Source organism: Bacteroides sp. HMSC067B03 (assembly GCF_001811315.1).
Taxonomy (GTDB): Bacteria; Bacteroidota; Bacteroidia; order Bacteroidales; family Bacteroidaceae; genus Bacteroides; species Bacteroides faecis.
In genome coordinates this window covers 106,106-124,930 of record NZ_KV804369.1, presented here as the reverse complement: position 1 = coordinate 124,930, position 18,825 = coordinate 106,106, and the positions used below count along the sequence as shown (strand labels likewise).

Sequence of the window (18,825 nt, the reverse complement as noted above, 5' to 3'; positions counted from 1 at the left end):
GATAAGCTTATGACACCTGCACTCATCAATAACCCATTGTTCCGGGGAATCACTCCGGAAAAGTTATCCGCCAATCTGGAAGAGATCAGTTTTCATACCCGTTCTTATAAGAAAGGAGAAATTCTGGCACGACAGGGAGATGTGTGCAACCGTCTCATGATACTGACCAAAGGGAGTGTACGCGGCGAAATGATAGACTATTCCGGAAGACTCATCAAAGTAGAAGACATTGCCGCACCAAGGGCCCTTGCTCCTCTCTTCCTCTTCGGAGAAGAGAACCGTTTTCCGGTAGAAGTGACCGCTAACGAACTGACGGAAGTAATCGAAATCCCCAAATCGAGCGTACTGGAACTCTTCCGCAAGAACGAGCAGTTTCTGGAGAACTATATGAATCTATCTGCCAATTATGCCCGTACCTTGTCGGATAAACTTTTCTTTATGTCTTTCAAGACCATCCGGCAAAAGATAGCATCCTATCTGCTCCGGCTGCACAAACAACAGCAACAGCTGCAGATCACCCTCGACCGTTCGCAACAGGAGTTGAGCGATTACTTCGGTGTCTCCCGTCCCTCTCTGGCACGTGAGCTGTCACACATGCAGGATGACGGCCTGATCACAGCCGACCGCAAACAGATCACTATTTTACAGAAAGAACAGCTGATCCGGCTGATTCAATAACCAAGAATTTACTCCGGTTTCATTATAGCTAATCTAGTTTTCATTATAGCTAATCGGAATATGATTATAGCTAAAATAATTTAGCTCATAGCATCTGATTTTTTTTCGGCCAATGTAACATTGGTTACAAACTTACCTCAAACTTTCCCCCTACTTTTGCGTTCATATTCAAGAAGACTAATTAAAAACGTAAAAGTTATGAGTATGTTCTGTTATCAATGTCAAGAGACCGCAATGGGTACAGGTTGTACCTTAAAAGGAGTATGCGGAAAAACATCCGAAGTGGCTAACCTGCAAGATCTTTTGCTCTTTGTAGTACGTGGAATTGCTGTGTACAACGAACATCTGCGTCAGGAAGGACAACCTTCCGAACAGGCAGACAAATTTATCTACGATGCCCTGTTTATCACTATCACCAACGCCAATTTTGATAAAACGGCTATCATCAGGAAAATAAAAGAAGGATTGCTGCTGAAAAAAGAACTTGGCAGCAAAGTAACCATTGCCAATGCTCCCGACGAATGCCTATGGGATGGAAGTGAAGATGAGTTCGAAGAAAAAGCCAAGACAGTAGGAGTACTTCGCACACCCAACGAAGATATCCGCTCTCTGAAAGAACTTGTACATTACGGACTGAAAGGAATGGCAGCTTACGTTGAGCATGCGCATAATCTGGGACACGAATCATCAGAAATCTTTGCCTTTATGCAGCACGCATTAGCCGAACTCACCCGCAATGATATTACGATGGAAGAACTGGTTCAACTTACACTGACCACAGGTAAACACGGAGTTTCCGCAATGGCTCTGCTGGATGCAGCCAACACAAGCAGCTACGGAAATCCGGAAATATCAGAAGTTAATCTCGGTGTGCGCAACAATCCGGGTATCCTTATCAGCGGCCATGACCTGAAGGATCTCGAAGAATTGCTGGAACAGACCGAAGGAACAGGGATAGACATCTATACCCACAGCGAAATGCTTCCGGCGCATTATTACCCTCAACTAAAAAAATACAAACATCTGGCAGGAAACTACGGAAACGCGTGGTGGAAACAGAAAGAAGAATTTGAAAGCTTCAACGGACCGATTTTGTTTACCAGCAACTGTATCGTTCCTCCACGTGCCAACGCTACTTACAAAGACCGTATCTATGTCACCGGAGCCTGCGGACTGGATGGTGCACACTATATCCCCGAACGTAAAGACGGAAAACCGAAAGATTTCTCCGCACTGATCGCACACGCCAAGCAATGTCAGCCGCCAACAGCGATTGAGAACGGAACACTGATCGGAGGATTTGCCCATGCACAAGTAGTAGCTCTGGCAGATAAGGTGGTAGAAGCCGTCAAAAGTGGAGCAATCCGCAAATTCTTCGTAATGGCAGGATGCGACGGACGCATGAAGAGCCGTGAATATTACACCGAATTTGCAGAGAAACTTCCGAAAGATACAGTGATCCTGACTGCCGGTTGCGCCAAATACAGATATAACAAACTGGCTTTAGGTGACATCAACGGCATCCCCCGTGTACTGGATGCAGGACAATGTAATGATAGCTATTCGTTGGCTGTCATCGCCTTGAAACTGAAAGAAATATTCGGATTGGACGACGTTAACAAACTTCCTATCGTATATAACATCGCTTGGTACGAGCAGAAAGCAGTAATCGTTTTGTTGGCATTGCTGGCACTGGGAGTGAAGAATATTCATCTGGGCCCTACTCTTCCGGCCTTCCTTTCACCGAACGTGAAAAATGTATTGGTCGAACAATTCGGAATCGGTGGTATCAGTACTGTGGACGAAGATATCATGAAGTTCTTGTCATAAATGCAAGATTTACCAGCTAAACCTTAACTATTAAATATAAAAAGGTGCGAATTGCATCATCTGTGTAATCCGCGCCTAATAATTATTAATTAAAAGGCAGCATCAATCATCTTTCGGCAATATCAAATTGAGAAGAACTCCGACCAAAGCAGCCAGTCCGATACCGGACAATGAAAAGTCTCCCCAAGTGAGGACAGCCCCACCGATACCGACGGTCAGCGTCAGAGAAACAATGATAATATTCCTTGTACGACTCAAATCAATGCAGTTATTGACCAGATTACCAATTCCGGCACAGGCGATTGTTCCGAAAAGCAAAAGCATTATTCCTCCCAATACTGCACTCGGAATTGATTTCAGCAACGCACTGATTTTGCCGATGACGGAGAACAAGATAGCGGATATGGCTGCAATCCGGATAACTTGCGGATTCGTAATTTTCGTTAATGACATGGCTCCCGTTACTTCCGAATAAGTCGTCACCGGAGGACCACCCACCAATCCGGCAAAAAGGCAAGCCAGCCCATCCCCCAATAAAGTACGATGCAGACCGGGGTCTTTCACAAAATCCTTTCCCGTAACCGTATTTACCACATATACATCTCCAATATGTTCTATCACCGGAGCAATGGCTACCGGAATCATAAACAAGATCGGCTCCCATGAGAACTTGGGAAATACAAACTGCGGTAACCCGATCCAGGCCGCATCTCTGACACCGGACAAATCCAGATCATAGAAAAGCCATGCCGCCAGATAGCCGACAATAATACCGCAAAAGATAGGAATCAACTTCAAAAGCCCTTTTGCCTTCATCGAAACGACAACCGCAGTAACCAGCGACAACAAAGCCAGCACCCAGTTTTCCTTCGCCATCTCCACTCCCGTACCGGCAAGCGACAAACCGATCAGAATAATAACCGGACCAATGACTACCGGAGGAAACAAACGTTCAACCACCCTCACCCCTTGCCATTTGACCAGCGCACTCATTGCGAAATAAACCAGTGCGACACCCAGCATTCCGGATAAAGTACCCGCCAGACCATAAAGTTCTGTCGCCTTTATTATCGGAGCAATAAATGCGAAACTACTTCCCAAAAAGATGGGGACTTTCCCCCGCGTGACCGCATGAAAGATAAGTGTACCAATACCGGCTGTAAACAAAGCGGTGGAAGGGTCTAGCCCCACTAATAACGGTACAAGCACCGTAGCTCCGAAAGCTACAAACAAGAATTGTACCCCTACCACCCCTTTCCGTAAAGGAGTAAGATTGTTTGAATCCATAAGTATGATGTAGATTAATTGAGTGCAAAATTAATCTTTTTAGACAATTTAACTACCTTTTTCCATCAAAAAACATCCAAAAAGACTCTTTATTTGTTTTAAATAATGTGTAACTTCGCACAGTGAGAGCTCATACGACATTTTTTATAACTTAACAATAGATTGCCTATGATATTTACAGCAGAAAACACCCTACTTATTGGTTCTATCTTACTTTTCGTTAGTATCGTTGTCGGAAAAACCGGATATCGCTTCGGAGTCCCCACCTTATTACTGTTCCTCGTCGTGGGAATGTTGTTCGGAAGTGACGGACTCGGACTCCAGTTTCATGACGCCAAAGATGCACAATTCATCGGTATGGTCGCCCTGAGCATCATTCTGTTTTCGGGAGGTATGGATACAAAATTCAGAGAAATCAAACCCATTTTAGGTCCAGGTATCGTGCTTTCTACCGTCGGAGTGCTACTAACCGCTCTTTTTACCGGATTATTTATCTGGTGGTTGTCCGGAATGAGCTGGACGAATATCTATCTGCCTATCACTACTTCATTGTTACTGGCAGCCACCATGTCATCTACGGACTCTGCTTCGGTATTTGCCATCCTGCGTTCACAGAAAATGAATCTGAAACATAACCTCCGCCCCATGCTGGAATTGGAAAGTGGAAGTAATGACCCGATGGCTTACATGCTTACCATTGTCCTGATACAGTTTATCCAATCGGCAGGTATGGGAGTCGGGGCTATCGCCGCTTCTTTCATTATTCAGTTTATAGTCGGCGCGGCTGCCGGATATGTGCTCGGAAAGTTGGCTATCCGCATGCTGAACAAGCTCAACATTGACAATCAGGCATTGTACCCTATCCTGTTGCTGGCTTTTGTTTTCTTCACCTTTTCCATCACTGATTTGCTAAAAGGTAACGGTTACCTTGCCGTATACATCGCAGGTATCATGGTGGGAAACAATAAGATCATGCACCGCAAAGACATTTATACGTTTATGGATGGACTTACCTGGTTGTTTCAAATCATCATGTTCCTTTGCCTCGGTCTTCTCGTCAACCCTCACGAAATGCTGGAGGTTGCAGCAGTAGCTTTGTTGATCGGTGTCTTTATGATTGTGATCGGTCGTCCGCTAAGTGTATTCCTTTGTTTGCTTCCCTTCCGGAAAATAACCATGAAATCACGGCTGTTCGTATCTTGGGTAGGATTGCGTGGAGCAGTTCCCATCATCTTCGCTACTTATCCAGTAGTTGCGGGAGTCGAAGGTTCGAATATAATCTTTAATATCGTATTCTTTATCACAATCGTCTCACTGGTTGTGCAGGGAACGACCGTTTCTTTCGTTGCCCGCCTGCTGAATTTATCCAAACCGCTGGAGAAAACGGGCAATGACTTCGGAGTGGAACTTCCGGAAGAGATTGATACAGACCTCAGGGATATGACTATCACACAGGAAATGCTGGAAGAAGCAGATACACTGAAAGATATGAATCTCCCCAAAGGCACATTGGTGATGATTGTGAAGCGCGGAGATGAATTTCTGATTCCTAACGGAACACTGAAACTACATGTGAATGATAAATTGCTGCTTATTTCCGAAAAGTCTAAAGAAGAGGAAGAAAATAGCAGTGAATCCTGATATTTATTATGGTGACACTATCGTATCCGGATAGTATCACTATATGCAACAGATGGTGTCACTATACTGACGGTATAGTGACACCATAATTTTGTATATCAGCCCCTTCCGGAAAAGAGAACTCGCCTCCTCCATTGCCTCCAACCGGAATCTCCATCCATAACGGGAAAATAATTGAAAAAAGAAGTTCAACCCTCCCCCGTTAATTAACCGTAAAACTTGATTGTAAACTTCGGTTTTCGTTAATGAAGTGTTATTTTTGCGCAATTTTAAATCAAATGTGCAAAATTCGAATGGAACAAGAACATCAGTTCATTGATTATATTGAACAAAGCATCATCAAAAACTGGGATAAAGATGCATTGACAGACTACAAAGGAATCACGCTTCAATATAAGGATGTAGCGCGTAAGATAGCCAAGTTTCACATTGTTCTGGAAAGTGCCGGTATTCAGCCGGGTGATAAAATAGCTGTCTGTGGACGAAACAGTGCCCATTGGGCGGTTACCTTCTTAGCTACCATTACGTATGGAGCCGTCATTGTTCCTATTCTACATGAGTTCAAAGCGGATAATATTCATAATATCGTCAACCACTCCGAGGCTAAGCTACTCTTTGTCGGCGACCAGGCATGGGAAAATCTGAATGAAGATGCAATGCCGTTGCTGGAAGGGATCGCTTCCCTCACCGATTTCTCCGCATTGGTATCACGCAACGAAAAGCTGACTTATGCCTTCGAACACCGAAACGCTATTTACGGCCAGCGTTATCCAAAGAATTTCCGTCCCGAACATATCTGTTATCGGAAAGACCGTCCGGAGGAACTGGCTATCATCAATTATACTTCCGGCACTACCGGATATTCTAAAGGCGTCATGCTCCCCTATCGCAGCATCTGGTCGAACGTAGCATACTGTTTCGAAATGCTCCCTGTGAAACCGGGAGATCACATCGTCTCCATGCTTCCGATGGGGCATGTTTTCGGCATGGTATACGACTTTTTATATGGTTTCTCTGCCGGTGCACACATCTATTTCCTGACGCGCATGCCGTCTCCGAAGATCATTGCGCAATCTTTTTCGGAAATAAGACCCAGAGTAATCTCTTGTGTACCCCTGATTGTAGAAAAGATTATCAAAAAGGATATTCTTCCGAAGGTAGACAGCAAAATCGGAAAACTATTGCTCAAAGTACCCATTGTAAACGATAAAATCAAATCATTGGCCCGACAGGCTGCTATGGAAATTTTCGGTGGGAACTTCGATGAAATCATCATTGGCGGTGCTCCTTTTAATGCCGAGGTAGAAGCCTTCCTCAAAAAGATAGGTTTCCCCTACACCATCGCTTATGGTATGACTGAATGTGGTCCGATTATTTGTTCCAGCCGCTGGGAGACACTGAAACTGGCTTCCTGTGGAAAAGCGACTACCCGGATGGAAGTCCGCATCGACTCACCGGACCCTAAAACACACGCCGGAGAAATCGTATGCAGAGGAACGAATATGATGCTGGGATATTATAAAAACCCGGAAGCTACATCACAGATTATCGATGCAAACGGATGGCTTCACACAGGCGATTTAGGAACAATCGACGACGAAGGCTATGTGACTGTCCGGGGCCGCAGCAAAAATCTGCTCCTGACTTCCAGTGGACAGAACATTTATCCGGAAGAGATAGAAAGTAAACTGAACAATATGCCTTATGTAGCGGAGTCACTGATCGTTTTACAGCATGATAAACTGGTAGCGCTGATTTATCCGGACTTTGACGACGCTTTTGCTCATGGCCTGCAACAGACTGATATCGTAAAAGTAATGGAAGCCAACCGTATTGAACTGAATCAGCAGCTGCCCAATTACTCTCAGATAAGCAAAGTAAAAATCCACTTCGAAGAATTTGAAAAGACTGCGAAGAAATCAATCAAACGCTTTATGTATCAGGAAGCGAAAGGATAACATCTCCTTTGAACAAGACAAATTGCATTTGAACATACAACAAGAATCAAAAACGGTGAACAGGCCCAAAGCTCTGTCCACCGTTTTCTCTTTCTAACCTAACCAACTTTATTTTCAACCTGCTATCCTTCAACAATCTTCACCTCGTTTTCTCTAAAGCGGTATAAACGAAACAGCCTTTTCGCCATCGGTATAGATAATACAGTTCAGAAAGAAGAAACACTTAAATGTATGCCATTTTTCTTTCTTCAGATGCAAAGAAAAAGTATCTTTGCATCTAAACAATGTAGATTTATGGCAAAGATACTATTAGCAGAAGATGAAGTCAATATCGCCTCCTTTATCGAACGGGGACTAAAAGAATTCGGACATTCGGTAACTGTCTGTCACAATGGAAATACGGGGTGGAAAGTCCTTCAGGAAGAACCTTTCGATCTCATTATTCTGGATATTATCATGCCGAAAATAAACGGACTCGAACTTTGCCATCTTTACCGCCAGAGGTTCGGTTATCAGACACCGGTCATTATGCTGACAGCTTTGGGAACGACGGAAGATATTGTAAAGGGACTGGATGCAGGAGCAGATGATTATCTCGTCAAGCCTTTCAGCTTTCAAGAACTGGAGGCACGTATCAAGGCTTTGTTGCGACGAAATAAAGAGACGGCAGCCAATCAGCTGACTTGTGACAATCTGGTATTGGACTGTAACATTAGGCGAGCAAAAAGAGGAGACGTGGATATCGATCTCACCGTAAAAGAATACCGCCTGCTCGAATATTTCATGACGCATCAGGGAGTAGCACTATCACGCATTACACTGCTCAAAGACGTATGGGACAAGAACTTTGATACGAATACCAACATTGTAGACGTATACGTCAATTATCTACGGGTGAAGATAGATCGCGACTTCGATAAAAAGCTGATTCATACAGTAGTAGGATTAGGATATATCATGAACGCCTGAACATTATCCACTCTATCAATCCGGACATGAAAATAGGTTCTAAAATAGCTCTCTTCTATACGTTGCTCAGTGTACTGACGACTATCATCATTATTGCCGTATTCTATCTTTTCAGTACGCAGTTTATCAATAAGCTCTACGCCTCCTATCTCCGCGAGAAAGCATATCTGACTGCACAAAAGCATTGGGAAAAAGATGAAGTAGACGAACAGAGCTATCAGATTATCCAACGCAAATATGACGAACTCCTGCCCGAAGCCCATGAGATTCTTTTAAACATGGACAGCCTCTCCGAAGTGCGGGACACGCTGAATAAATATCTTACTCAACATCAGCAGGCACTCCTCATAGCCGGTGAAGACAGCATACCTTTTTCTTTTAAATACAAAGATCAGTTGGGAGCTGCCCTTTATTATCCCGATAATGAGGGAAATTTCATCGTTCTCGTTATGTCTCGAAATGTATACGGAGCGGAAATTAAAGAACACTTGCTGCTCCTTTCCATCTTTCTGGTCTTATTCAGTTCCATCTTGATTTATCTAGTCGGAAAAATCTATTCCGGTCGTATCCTTGTTCCCTTGCAGCATATACTGAAAGAATTGAAGAGGATACGGGCTAACAGCCTGAACCGCCGGTTAAGAACAACCGGTAATAACGATGAACTGGAAGACATGATAAAAACCCTGAATAGCATGCTCGACCGTCTGGATAGCGCTTTCAAAGCCGAGAAGTCCTTTGTCAGCCATGCCTCCCATGAACTGAACAATCCGATAACCGCCATACAGGGAGAATGCGAAATCAGCCTGCTGAAAGAAAGAAGTACCGGAGAATATATGGAAGCTCTGCAACGAATTTCGTCAGAAAGCAAGCGGCTCTCCAACTTGATCCGCCATCTTCTTTTCCTTTCACGTCAGGACGAGGAACTTCTAAAAAGCAATATAGAAGAACTGTCTCTGCCGGATATGTTGAAAGGCCTGACAGGAACTAACGAAAGAATCCGGCTCCATGACGGAGAAATGAATAAAGCTGCCACTGTAAAAGCAAATCCCTATCTGCTAAAGATAGCTTTGAAAAATATCATTGATAACGCCTGCAAATATTCTGAAAAAGAAGTAGACATCACTCTCCGACAGGAAGACCGGCACCTCGTTCTTGAAGTAAAAGATCAGGGTATCGGCATTCCCCCGGAAGAAATAGAACATATATTCCAGTCTTTCTATCGGGGCAGCAATACCCATGACTACGCAGGTCAGGGCATCGGCCTTAGTCTGACTCAGAAAATAATATCAGCTTACAATGCCAGGCTGGAAATATCTTCGGAAATAGAAAAAGGAACAAAAGTACGGGTGATCTTCTGATTCAACCTACTTTTGTCCCTTCCTCACTTCTACCTACTGAAAACAAAATTAAAATTTAATTTATGACCGTTTTTCTCATAGAAAGAATAGAAAATGAATTAGATACGTCTTTGCAATAATTTTCCATTCTTATCATACAGCATTCGTTCGTATACCACTTCCACAATCAGCGGAAAGATAAACAAGGCGAAGAAGGTCGCTCCTATCAATCCTCCGATAATGACAATCGCCAGCGGACGCTGTGATTCCGAACCGATGCCATGGCTCATAGCCGCCGGCATCAGGCCGATAGCTGCCATAGCCGCCGTCATAATCACGGGACGGATGCGTGAACGGACTCCTTCTTTGGTAGCATCGGGCAAGGGGGAACCTAATTTCAGATTTGCCTTGATATCGGAAATCATGATAACTCCATTCTGTATACAGATACCGAACAGGGCAATAAAACCGATACCTGCCGATATAGAAAAATTGAACCCTGTTATCAGAAGGGCTACGATACCTCCCACAGCAGCAAACGGCACATTGAGCAATACCAGTCCCGCATCCCTCGCATTAGAGAAGAAAATAAACAGGATAATAAAAATAATGGCGATACTGATAGGGACTACTTGTGCCAAACGTTTCGTTGCACGCTGCTGATTCTCAAAGTCACCCGTCCATTTCAACGAATATCCTGCCGGCAAATGTACGGAAGCATTTACTTTTTTCTGCGCTTCGGCAACCGCCGTACCCATGTCACGTCCTCTCACCGAGAACTTGACGGCACAGAAACGGGCATGATTATCACGGAAAATCAACAACGGTCCTGTAATCGTCGTGATATCTGCCAGCTCTTTGATAGGCACCATCGTTCCGTCCATCGCAGGAACCAGTATTTTACCGATTTCCTCTTCATTCTGACGAAACTCTTCGCTATATCTTACCATGATATTAAATTTCCGTTCATCCTCATACAACAGCGAAGCTGACTTTCCGCCAATAGCCATTTCAATGATGGACTGAACATCTTCCTTAGCAACTCCATAACGTGCCAACTGTCGTTCATTCAACTCAATACGAAGTTCCGGCTGACCGATATTCCGGATCACTCCGAGATCTTCTATTCCTTGAACCGTAGCCAGAATCTTATCAATCTGAACAGCGAACTTCTCCGATTCGTAAAGATCTTTACCAAACACTTTCACCGCAATAGAACCTTTCACACCGGAGGCCGCTTCTTCCACATTATCTGTAATCGGCTGTGAGAAGTTAAAGTCAATTCCCGGATAAATGGATAAGTCATCCTGCATTTTATCAATCAGTTCCAACTTGGTGAGTTTGCTCTCCCAGTCTTTTTCGGGATAAATATCGACGTGGAATTCTATATTATAGAATCCGGTTGCATCCGTACCATCATTCGGGCGTCCGGTTTGCGACAATACTTGTCTGACTTCGGGAAAAGTCAGTAATTTATGTCTCATCTTATTTGCAAGAGTGACAGATTCATCCAGTGATATGCTCTGCGGAAGAGTGGCACGGATATAAATAGAACCTTCGTTCAACTGCGGCAGGAACTCCGTTCCAAGAAAGGAAAAAAGCCACAGACCTACCCCTGCTATGACAGTTGCCAGCCCGACTGTTAGTTTCCGATGGGCATAAAAAGTGTCGAAAAGGGCTGTACACCCGGTATTGATAAAATGGACAAAACGATTGTTTTTTTCCCGTACATTCTTCTTCAGCAACATGGAGGACATGACCGGTACCAATGTCAACGTGAAAATAAGCGCTCCCAGCAAAGCAAAACCCAACGTATATGCCAAAGGTGAAAACATTTTTCCTTCTACTTTCTGAAAAGAGAAAATAGGAATCAAGGCGGTAATAATAATCAGTTTGGAGAAGAACACCGCTTTCGCCTTATCTTTGGCGGTATGCCGGATCAATCCCATTTTGGACATTACGTTAAAAGCCGGCATTCCTACTTGTCGGGCTTTCTTGTCCAAGGCGACAAATACCCCTTCTACCATCACTACTGCCCCGTCAATGATTATACCAAAGTCAATGGCACCCATAGAAAGCAGATTGGCGGACATTCCCATTACACGCAAGCAGATAAACGCGAATAACAGGGATAATGGGATAATCACCGCAACAATCACGGTCGTCCGCCAATCTGCCATGAAAATTAAAACAATAAACGTAACCAGTAATATACCTTCAATCAAGTTATGTGTTACTGTTTTCACAGCCAGGTTTACCAAGTCCTCACGATCGTAAAACGGTACGATCTGTACATCTTTCGGCAGTACGTTCTGATTCAAATCAGCTATCTTATCTTTCAGATTCGCAATCACTTCTCCCGGATTCTCTCCCTTTCTCATCACCACAATGCCTTGAACAACATCATTCTCATCCATTCGCCCCACTTGTCCGAGACGGGGCAGGCAGGATTCATGAACTTCCGCCAGGTTCTTTACCAGAATCGGAGTTCCATTGATATTCTTAACCACGATATTTCTCAGCTCATCCAAGTCATTAATCAGACCGATGCCACGAACCACATAGGCTTGCGAGCTTTTCGTGATCACATCTCCGCCAACATTAATATTACTTTTGGCTATCGCATCATACAGTTCAAGGGAAGTAATTCCATAATTAATCAACTGGTGAGGATTTACACTTACCTCAAAGGTCTTCACCTCGCCACCGAAGCTCACAATATCGGCAACACCCGATACCGAACGGAGATTCCTTTCAATCACCCAGTCCTGAATCGTTTTTAATTCACGGACACTGCGTTTATCGCTGCGCAATGTATAACGGTAAATTTCTCCCGTAGGCCCGTACAAAGGTTGCACTTCCGGAGTTACTCCTTCGGGCAGATCAGCATCGTTCAGTAAGTTATAGACTTGCTGACGGGCAGTAAAGTCGTCCACACGGTCTTCGAACATCACATTGATTACAGAAAGCCCGAAAAGGGTGGTCGAACGAATATCCGTTTTCTTCTGTACGGGATTCATGGCGATCTCAATGGGAATTGTGATAAACTTCTCCACTTCTTCCGCGCTGCGTCCCGCCCATTGAGTAATAATTGTGACTTTCGTATTTGTCACGTCCGGAAAAGCGTCTATCGGAGTATGTTTGAAAGAGACAGCTCCGGCTATCACGGCTATTACTGTACAGAAGAAAATAAAAAACTTATTCTTCAGCGAGAAAGCTACTATATTATCGATGAATTTATGCATACTTTTCTCTTGTTTTAATCTACATTCAAGGCATTATATACCAACAATACATTCTTATTCAACACCTTGTCGCCTTCGGAAAGACCGGAGCGGATATAACATTCCTTACTGAGTTGCTTATAGACATCTACTTCTTTTATTTGCAGATGCTGGTCCGGTTCTACCACCACTACATAGTTCTTTCCTCCCTCAAACACCAGTGCATGAGAGTCAATGCGCGGCATGGAAGTATCTTCCGCTTTACATTTTACTGTTACATTTGTAAACATACCCGGCTTCAGCAAATAACCTTCATTTTTTAGTTTGATACGTACTCCCATCGTTTTGCTTTCACTGTCCAGCAGGTGATAAACTTTATCAATGCTACCCGTAAAGGTCTTTTCAGGATAAGCCAGTGTAGAGATACGCACTGAAGCTCCTTCGGACACTTTACTGATATCACTCTCATACACATCCGCCATAACCCATACATCCGACAGACCGGAAATCGTAAACAACGCGTCGCCTTGATCGGGGCGCAACTGCATATCCCTGCTGATCTGCTTCTCAACAATAAAGCCCGACACGGGAGACTTAAGCTGATAAAAAGCATCTCCGGAGAAGTGATAAATGGAGAATATTTCCTTGATTCGCCTCTCTTCCGCTTCGGCACTCGTCAGTTCCTGTTTTGCCTGAAGCACATCTTTATCTGATGCCATGCCGGACGTGTACATATCTTGTGTAGCATTCATATTTCTGCGGGCCAGCAAAAGCTGCTGTTCCGCTTCTTTCAACTGTTTCTCATAATCTGCCACTTCCCCGCTACGGATGACCGCTAATACTTCTCCTTTGTGCACAAAGTCTCCTATTTCAGCATGCAGCTCTGTCACGGTTCCTCCGAACATCGGATACACATTTGCCACCTGATCCTGATTAAAAGTAACCCGTCCATTCAATGTCAGTTCATCAATCACATCCCGCACATGTACGGTGTCGACGGATACAATTCTCAGTAAACTATCCGTCAGGCAGAGTGTGATCGGTTCTACATTCGGTTGTTCTCCTTTTCCGGAGCATGCTCCCAGGAGACTGCTAAGCAATATGCAAGGAAGGAATTTATTCCAGTTCATAGTCTTTGATAATTTATGGATTATAATCTTTAATCGTCTATTAGTAGTTTAATATATTTTGTCCGACAACTGTATTCAGGTTTTCCATAGCAAGAAATACGTTTTTCCTTATCTCATACAGTTGGATACAAGTTTCTTTATAGCTGTCATAATAGTCTATAAATTCAAGCAGGCTGATATTCTTTTTAGTAAAATTCTCATTGACTCCTGTTATCAGCTTCTCGAAGTTACGTTCCAAGTCCATATTAGTAGACTGATAGAGCTGAATGGCTTTTTCCAGTGAGGTATAAGCAGTAAAAAGTTCCATATCGGCACGATTGGCAGCGTGTTCCTGCTCTACTCCCGCCTGTTGGATACTGAAACGTGCAGCTTTGATATTTCCCTGATTACGGTTGAAGATAGGTACGGACAGACTGACCCCTATTGCGAAATAGTCATTGATAAAGTTTCCGGCACGATCATAATTTCCCTTCACCGAGAACTCCGGAAAAGCCATTGACTTTTGCAGTTTCAGATTTGCCCGGGAGGCATTTACGGTGCTGCGGGCTATCTTCTGGTCAGGGCGTTCATTGATGATGGCTTTCAGGTCTGCAAATGACAATTGAGACAGATCCAGCTGTTGCAGTACTTCTTCATCCAACGAGAGTTGAACCTGTGTATCCCCCGGAAGGTTCAGCAGCAAATTCAGTTCGCCCCTGGTAGTCAGTAAATCATTCTCCTGCTCATTCTTCTCTTTCTTTAAGGAGAAGAGCATGGATTCCAAACGGGAAATCTCCATCAAGGAGATGTTACCCTTTTCCTGCTGAATTTTCATTCCGGCCAGAAGGGTTTGCAGGGAGTTTACTTCCCTTTCATAAATGCCAATGGATTTGGAGAGAAAATAGACTTCTACAAACTTTTCATTGAGTTCCTGACGGAGCGTACGCATTACTTCCTCAAACTGGTATTCGGCTATTTCTTTATTGATTTTTTCCAGCCTGACCTGCTTGTTCCGTTGTCCGGCAAGATGAATCACTTGTTCTATTTCGACAACAGCTTCCCCTTCTTTTCCAAAGTCAAAATACTTTCCGTTCAATCGGTTATAGACATTCTGTTCCAACGAAATGACCGGATTATCAAACAATTTGGCTTGTAATACCTGCGCCTGTGCCATGTCGATATTATACCGCTCGGCTATCAGCGATAAATTGCGTTCTAAAAAACGTCGCTCTGCTTCTTTCAGTGTCAATGTGCCTGCCACTTGTTGCGCACACATCCTCCCTGACAAGAGAAGAAAGAGTAAAATAAAAAATGCTCTGTTCATCACAATCTCTTTGTTACCTTAATTTTGTTTCGCGACAAAAGTACAATTCTGCAACGGGAGAGCCGGATAAAAGCGATTATAAGGCTCTCATTTCAGATTAGAAATTGATTAGAAAATATCAGGAAAGGAAAAATTGTAAACACAACAGGAAGAATAGCTATCCCCCTTTCTCTACAATCCCCCTATCTTTGCAAAGTAGAAAGGATCAATGAATCATTAAAAACAGAAAATATGAAAATTATAAATTTAACCAAAGAAAATTTTGTTGAAAAAGTTGCTGATTATCAATCTTATCCGGATAATTGGGAATTCAAAGGGGATAAACCTTGTTTAGTCGATTTTCATGCTCCGTGGTGTGGTTATTGCAAGTCATTATCGCCCATATTAGACCAATTAGCAGAAGAATATAAAGACAAACTGGATATTTATAAGGTAGACGTAGATCAGGAAGAAGAACTGGAAAGCGCATTCAAGATTCGAACAATTCCCAACCTTTTACTTTGTCCGGTGAATGGCAAACCGATAATGAAACTCGGCACAATGAATAAGGTTCAATTGAAAGAACTGATAGAAGCAACTCTATTTTCATGATAAAATAGAATATAGAGTACTCACATAACTACTTTTCTTACTGAAAAAGTCCGAATCCCAATTGCTTTTTGCAATTCAAAGATTCGGACTTTCTTTTTTTAAATAGGACATCAGGTACAATTAATACAAAATCAAGCCATGGAACAGCTAGAGGGTATGATATTTCAATTCCATGCGATGTCCTATAATCAGAATATCACACAGATAACACTTGTCATTTATGCAGCAGCTTATCAGTCCCCGGAACAACTTTTCCCATCGACCAGACACACCGCACATTCAATTCCTTATCAAGTATCACAATATCAGCATCCTTACCTTTGGACAATGCCCCTTTCCGATCATTTACCCCAATCAGACGGGCAGGAGTTTCGGAAGCCATACGCACGGCATCTTCCAAAGGAATACTCGCCTTCTTCACCATGGTGCGAACCAGCACATCCATAGTCGCCAAACTACCAGCTAATGCAGAATGATCCGCCATCTTGCATACTCCGTCCTCAATGATATAACGCGGATCAATCGGCTCATTCCCTTCATCAGCAGCATAGGCCAACGCATCAGTCACCAGACAGGTATTCTCTACTCCTTTCAGTTTATAAACCAGTTTCAGAATAGTAGCAGGCAGATGAATACCGTCTGCAATAACTTCTACCGTCATTCCATCTGTCAGATATACACTCTCTACCGTACCTTCATATTTGTATTCACGACGCTTGTGAAAACCGGGCATCGCATTATAGAAATGAGCAGCATGCGAGAATCCTACCGCATACGCCGCCTTAATCTCATCATATTCAGCTTCCGTATGAGTAACAGCTGTCATAATCCCTTTTGAACGAGTATATTTCGCAAAATCATGCGCACCATGCAGTTCGGGACTGATATCCCAACGCTTGATACAAGAAGTATGCTCCAACAACGGAATATATTCATTCTCATCAGGAGTTTTCAGAAAGCCGTCATACTGGCTTCCTGCCATCTTCGGATTCAGATAAGGGCCTTCGATATGCAGGCCGAGAATCGGTGACTCCGGTTCCTTCATCAGTTTTTCGCAAACGTCGACCGCCTGATATATCTTCTCAAACGAGGTAGATGACAAAGTAGGAAATATACCGGTAGCCCCATGTTTTAAATGAGCAGTTGCTGCAATACGAAAAGCTTCTTCCGTCGCTTCGGTAAAATCATGACCACCGCCACCGTGCGCATGCATACTGACAAATCCCGGTACAATCGTCATACCTCTGGCATCAATCACCGTTGCACCGATAACTGCCAGATCACTATTGGTTACTTCCAATATTTTTCCATCACAAATCAAAACAGAGCCGTCTTTCAGCCAGCCTTGCGGAGTAAGTATTCTTCCGTTGATTATTTGAGTTAACATCGTTTTCTTTTTTTAGTCGTTAAAACAGCTTGTTTGTACCTTCTACCAATTGTCCCATCGCCCAGACTGCCCTTACATTCAGATCTCTGTCCAGGGCAATAATATCTGCGTCTTTGCCACGCTCCAGCGTACCTTTGCGGTCGAGTACCCCCATGATACGAGCCGGAGTTTCTGAAGCCATCCTCACAGCATCCGCCAGAGGAATCTCAGCTTTCTGTACCATCGTACGAATCAGACGGTCCATTGTCGCTACACTTCCTGCCAAGGCAGAACGGTCGGCCAGTTTACACACACCGTCTTCGATAATTACACGCGGATCAAAAGCCGTCTGACTGTCACTTGCCGCACAAGCCAGCGCATCAGTAATCAGACACGTACGCTCTACTCCTTTTATCTTATAGACCAGACGAAGAATGGTAGGAGGCACATGAATGCCATCAGCTACGACTTCCACTGTCATATCATCAATCAAATAAATACTTTCTACTGTACCTTCATACTTATATTCCTTCCGTTTGTGAAAGCCCGGCATCGCATTGTAGAAATGGGTAGCATGCGTATATCCTGCCTCATACGCAGTCTGGATATCTTCAAACTCAGCCTGCGTATGTCCCACAGATGCCAATACACCTTTTGCAGTGATATACTTTCCGAACTGCATGGCACCCGGAAGTTCCGGTGCCGCATCCCAACGCCTGATACAATGAGTTTCTTCCAGTAAAGGGATATATTCTTCCGGATCGGGATCTTTGATATTCTCCGGAATCTGTCCGCCGGCCATTTCCATATTGAAGTAATGCCCTTCCAGATGTAGTCCGAGTACGGGACTGTCCGGTTCTGCCATCATTTTCCCGGTAGTCTCTGCAGCTGCGCGGATCATAGGAATAGTAGAAGAAGAGAGAGTTGGAAAAATACTGGTAGTTCCGTGTTGCATGTGAGCTTTAATTGCTGTCCGGAAAGCCTCTTCGGTCCCTTCCATAAAGTCCCTTCCACCACCTCCATGAACATGAATTTCCACTCCTCCCGGAACGATATACATGCCCTTGGCATCAATCAGTTTTGCTCCGATAACTGCCAGATCGCAGTTGGTCACTTCCAGAATTTTATTATCACGAATAAGTACCGACCCATCCTTTAACCAACCTTGAGGGGTCAGGATGCGTGCATTAATGATTTGTGTTAACATATCACAAGTTCTTAAATTAATTATAGGTCTGTGTGAGTCGATGACACTCTTTTTGGGGGAAGTACGTCGACTTTTGTGATTGCAAAATTACGCTTTTCTATCCAAACTATTGATAAAATAGTCCGGTAAACTTCCAATAAAATTCAAAAGATACCTGTCGGACAACAACGGGAGTTTATCCCTGGAATTTCCTCAAGAACAGGGATCAGAAAGAAAGTGCAGAAACAAAAAAAAGGTTGCCAGTCTTATCGACCGACAACCTCTTTATCTTGAGCGGAAAACGAGACTCGAACTCGCGACCCTA

General features: G+C 43.7%; 13 protein-coding genes. 7 read left to right on the top strand and 6 right to left on the bottom strand.

Going from position 1 to position 18,825, the window contains the following annotated elements:
- Positions 1-9: 9 nt before the first annotated feature.
- The gene (locus tag HMPREF2794_RS15555) at positions 10-678 is read left to right on the top strand and encodes a Crp/Fnr family transcriptional regulator (RefSeq protein ID WP_022300969.1); all 669 of its coding nucleotides are present in this window, start codon (positions 10-12) and stop codon (positions 676-678) included.
- A 198-nt stretch (positions 679-876) separates the two neighbouring features.
- Positions 877-2,508, top strand: coding sequence for a hydroxylamine reductase (hcp, locus tag HMPREF2794_RS15550; RefSeq protein WP_022300968.1), 1,632 nt, complete (start codon positions 877-879; stop codon positions 2,506-2,508).
- Positions 2,509-2,610: 102 nt separating this feature from the next.
- Here hcp and HMPREF2794_RS15545 read toward each other — a convergent pair whose 3' ends face one another.
- On the bottom strand, positions 2,611-3,795 hold the full coding sequence (locus HMPREF2794_RS15545; protein WP_010538213.1) for a uracil-xanthine permease family protein: 1,185 nt from the start codon (positions 3,793-3,795) through the stop codon (positions 2,611-2,613).
- Positions 3,796-3,963: 168 nt separating this feature from the next.
- On the opposite strand from HMPREF2794_RS15545, the gene HMPREF2794_RS15540 reads away from it, so the two are divergent.
- The 4 genes from HMPREF2794_RS15540 (at position 3,964) to HMPREF2794_RS15525 (ending at position 9,721) form a co-directional block, all read left to right on the top strand.
- Positions 3,964-5,436: a potassium/proton antiporter gene (locus tag HMPREF2794_RS15540; RefSeq protein WP_010538214.1), complete on the top strand. Its 1,473-nt coding sequence runs from the start codon at positions 3,964-3,966 to the stop codon at positions 5,434-5,436.
- A gap of 293 nt (positions 5,437-5,729) precedes the next feature.
- Complete coding sequence (locus HMPREF2794_RS15535; protein ID WP_010538215.1) at positions 5,730-7,394, top strand: long-chain fatty acid--CoA ligase; 1,665 nt, start codon at positions 5,730-5,732, stop codon at positions 7,392-7,394.
- Between the two features lie 294 nt (positions 7,395-7,688).
- Positions 7,689-8,363, top strand: a complete 675-nt coding sequence (locus HMPREF2794_RS15530) for a response regulator transcription factor (protein WP_070751840.1) — start codon at positions 7,689-7,691, stop codon at positions 8,361-8,363.
- A 26-nt stretch (positions 8,364-8,389) separates the two neighbouring features.
- Positions 8,390-9,721 (top strand): sensor histidine kinase, encoded by a 1,332-nt coding sequence (locus HMPREF2794_RS15525; RefSeq protein ID WP_022300965.1) that lies wholly within the window; start codon positions 8,390-8,392, stop codon positions 9,719-9,721.
- A gap of 98 nt (positions 9,722-9,819) precedes the next feature.
- Here HMPREF2794_RS15525 and HMPREF2794_RS15520 read toward each other — a convergent pair whose 3' ends face one another.
- Genes HMPREF2794_RS15520 through HMPREF2794_RS15510 form a run of 3 tightly spaced genes read right to left on the bottom strand, consistent with a single transcriptional unit; the run spans position 9,820 to position 15,357 of the window.
- Entirely contained in the window at positions 9,820-12,945 is a 3,126-nt protein-coding gene (locus HMPREF2794_RS15520; protein WP_070751839.1) for an efflux RND transporter permease subunit, read from the bottom strand.
- 14 nt (positions 12,946-12,959) lie between these two features.
- Positions 12,960-14,054 (bottom strand): efflux RND transporter periplasmic adaptor subunit, encoded by a 1,095-nt coding sequence (locus HMPREF2794_RS15515; protein ID WP_010538219.1) that lies wholly within the window; start codon positions 14,052-14,054, stop codon positions 12,960-12,962.
- Between the two features lie 40 nt (positions 14,055-14,094).
- Positions 14,095-15,357, bottom strand: coding sequence for a TolC family protein (locus HMPREF2794_RS15510; protein ID WP_070751838.1), 1,263 nt, complete (start codon positions 15,355-15,357; stop codon positions 14,095-14,097).
- Between the two features lie 231 nt (positions 15,358-15,588).
- Here HMPREF2794_RS15510 and HMPREF2794_RS15505 point away from each other — a divergent pair, with 231 nt between their 5' ends.
- Positions 15,589-15,948 carry a thioredoxin family protein gene (locus tag HMPREF2794_RS15505; RefSeq protein WP_070751837.1) on the top strand — a complete coding sequence of 120 codons (360 nt, stop codon included), beginning with the start codon at positions 15,589-15,591 and terminating at the stop codon, positions 15,946-15,948.
- Positions 15,949-16,162: 214 nt separating this feature from the next.
- On the opposite strand, the gene nagA (HMPREF2794_RS15500) is transcribed toward HMPREF2794_RS15505, so the two are convergent.
- Both nagA (HMPREF2794_RS15500) and nagA (HMPREF2794_RS15495) read right to left on the bottom strand, forming a co-directional pair.
- The gene (gene nagA, locus HMPREF2794_RS15500) at positions 16,163-17,335 is read right to left on the bottom strand and encodes an N-acetylglucosamine-6-phosphate deacetylase (protein ID WP_022300961.1); all 1,173 of its coding nucleotides are present in this window, start codon (positions 17,333-17,335) and stop codon (positions 16,163-16,165) included.
- 19 nt (positions 17,336-17,354) lie between these two features.
- Positions 17,355-18,521, bottom strand: coding sequence for an N-acetylglucosamine-6-phosphate deacetylase (nagA, locus tag HMPREF2794_RS15495; protein ID WP_010538223.1), 1,167 nt, complete (start codon positions 18,519-18,521; stop codon positions 17,355-17,357).
- Positions 18,522-18,825 lie beyond the last annotated feature (304 nt).

Coding starts and splice junctions, on each gene's coding strand:
- HMPREF2794_RS15540 (WP_010538214.1), top strand. CDS start 3,964: ATGATATTTACAGCAGAAAACACCCTACTTATTGGTTCTATCTTACTT.
- HMPREF2794_RS15555 (WP_022300969.1), top strand. CDS start 10: ATGACACCTGCACTCATCAATAACCCATTGTTCCGGGGAATCACTCCG.
- HMPREF2794_RS15520 (WP_070751839.1), bottom strand. CDS start 12,945: ATGCATAAATTCATCGATAATATAGTAGCTTTCTCGCTGAAGAATAAG.
- nagA (WP_022300961.1), bottom strand. CDS start 17,335: ATGTTAACTCAAATAATCAACGGAAGAATACTTACTCCGCAAGGCTGG.
- HMPREF2794_RS15515 (WP_010538219.1), bottom strand. CDS start 14,054: ATGAACTGGAATAAATTCCTTCCTTGCATATTGCTTAGCAGTCTCCTG.
- HMPREF2794_RS15525 (WP_022300965.1), top strand. CDS start 8,390: ATGAAAATAGGTTCTAAAATAGCTCTCTTCTATACGTTGCTCAGTGTA.
- HMPREF2794_RS15510 (WP_070751838.1), bottom strand. CDS start 15,357: ATGAACAGAGCATTTTTTATTTTACTCTTTCTTCTCTTGTCAGGGAGG.
- HMPREF2794_RS15530 (WP_070751840.1), top strand. CDS start 7,689: ATGGCAAAGATACTATTAGCAGAAGATGAAGTCAATATCGCCTCCTTT.
- nagA (WP_010538223.1), bottom strand. CDS start 18,521: ATGTTAACACAAATCATTAATGCACGCATCCTGACCCCTCAAGGTTGG.
- HMPREF2794_RS15535 (WP_010538215.1), top strand. CDS start 5,730: ATGGAACAAGAACATCAGTTCATTGATTATATTGAACAAAGCATCATC.
- hcp (WP_022300968.1), top strand. CDS start 877: ATGAGTATGTTCTGTTATCAATGTCAAGAGACCGCAATGGGTACAGGT.
- HMPREF2794_RS15505 (WP_070751837.1), top strand. CDS start 15,589: ATGAAAATTATAAATTTAACCAAAGAAAATTTTGTTGAAAAAGTTGCT.
- HMPREF2794_RS15545 (WP_010538213.1), bottom strand. CDS start 3,795: ATGGATTCAAACAATCTTACTCCTTTACGGAAAGGGGTGGTAGGGGTA.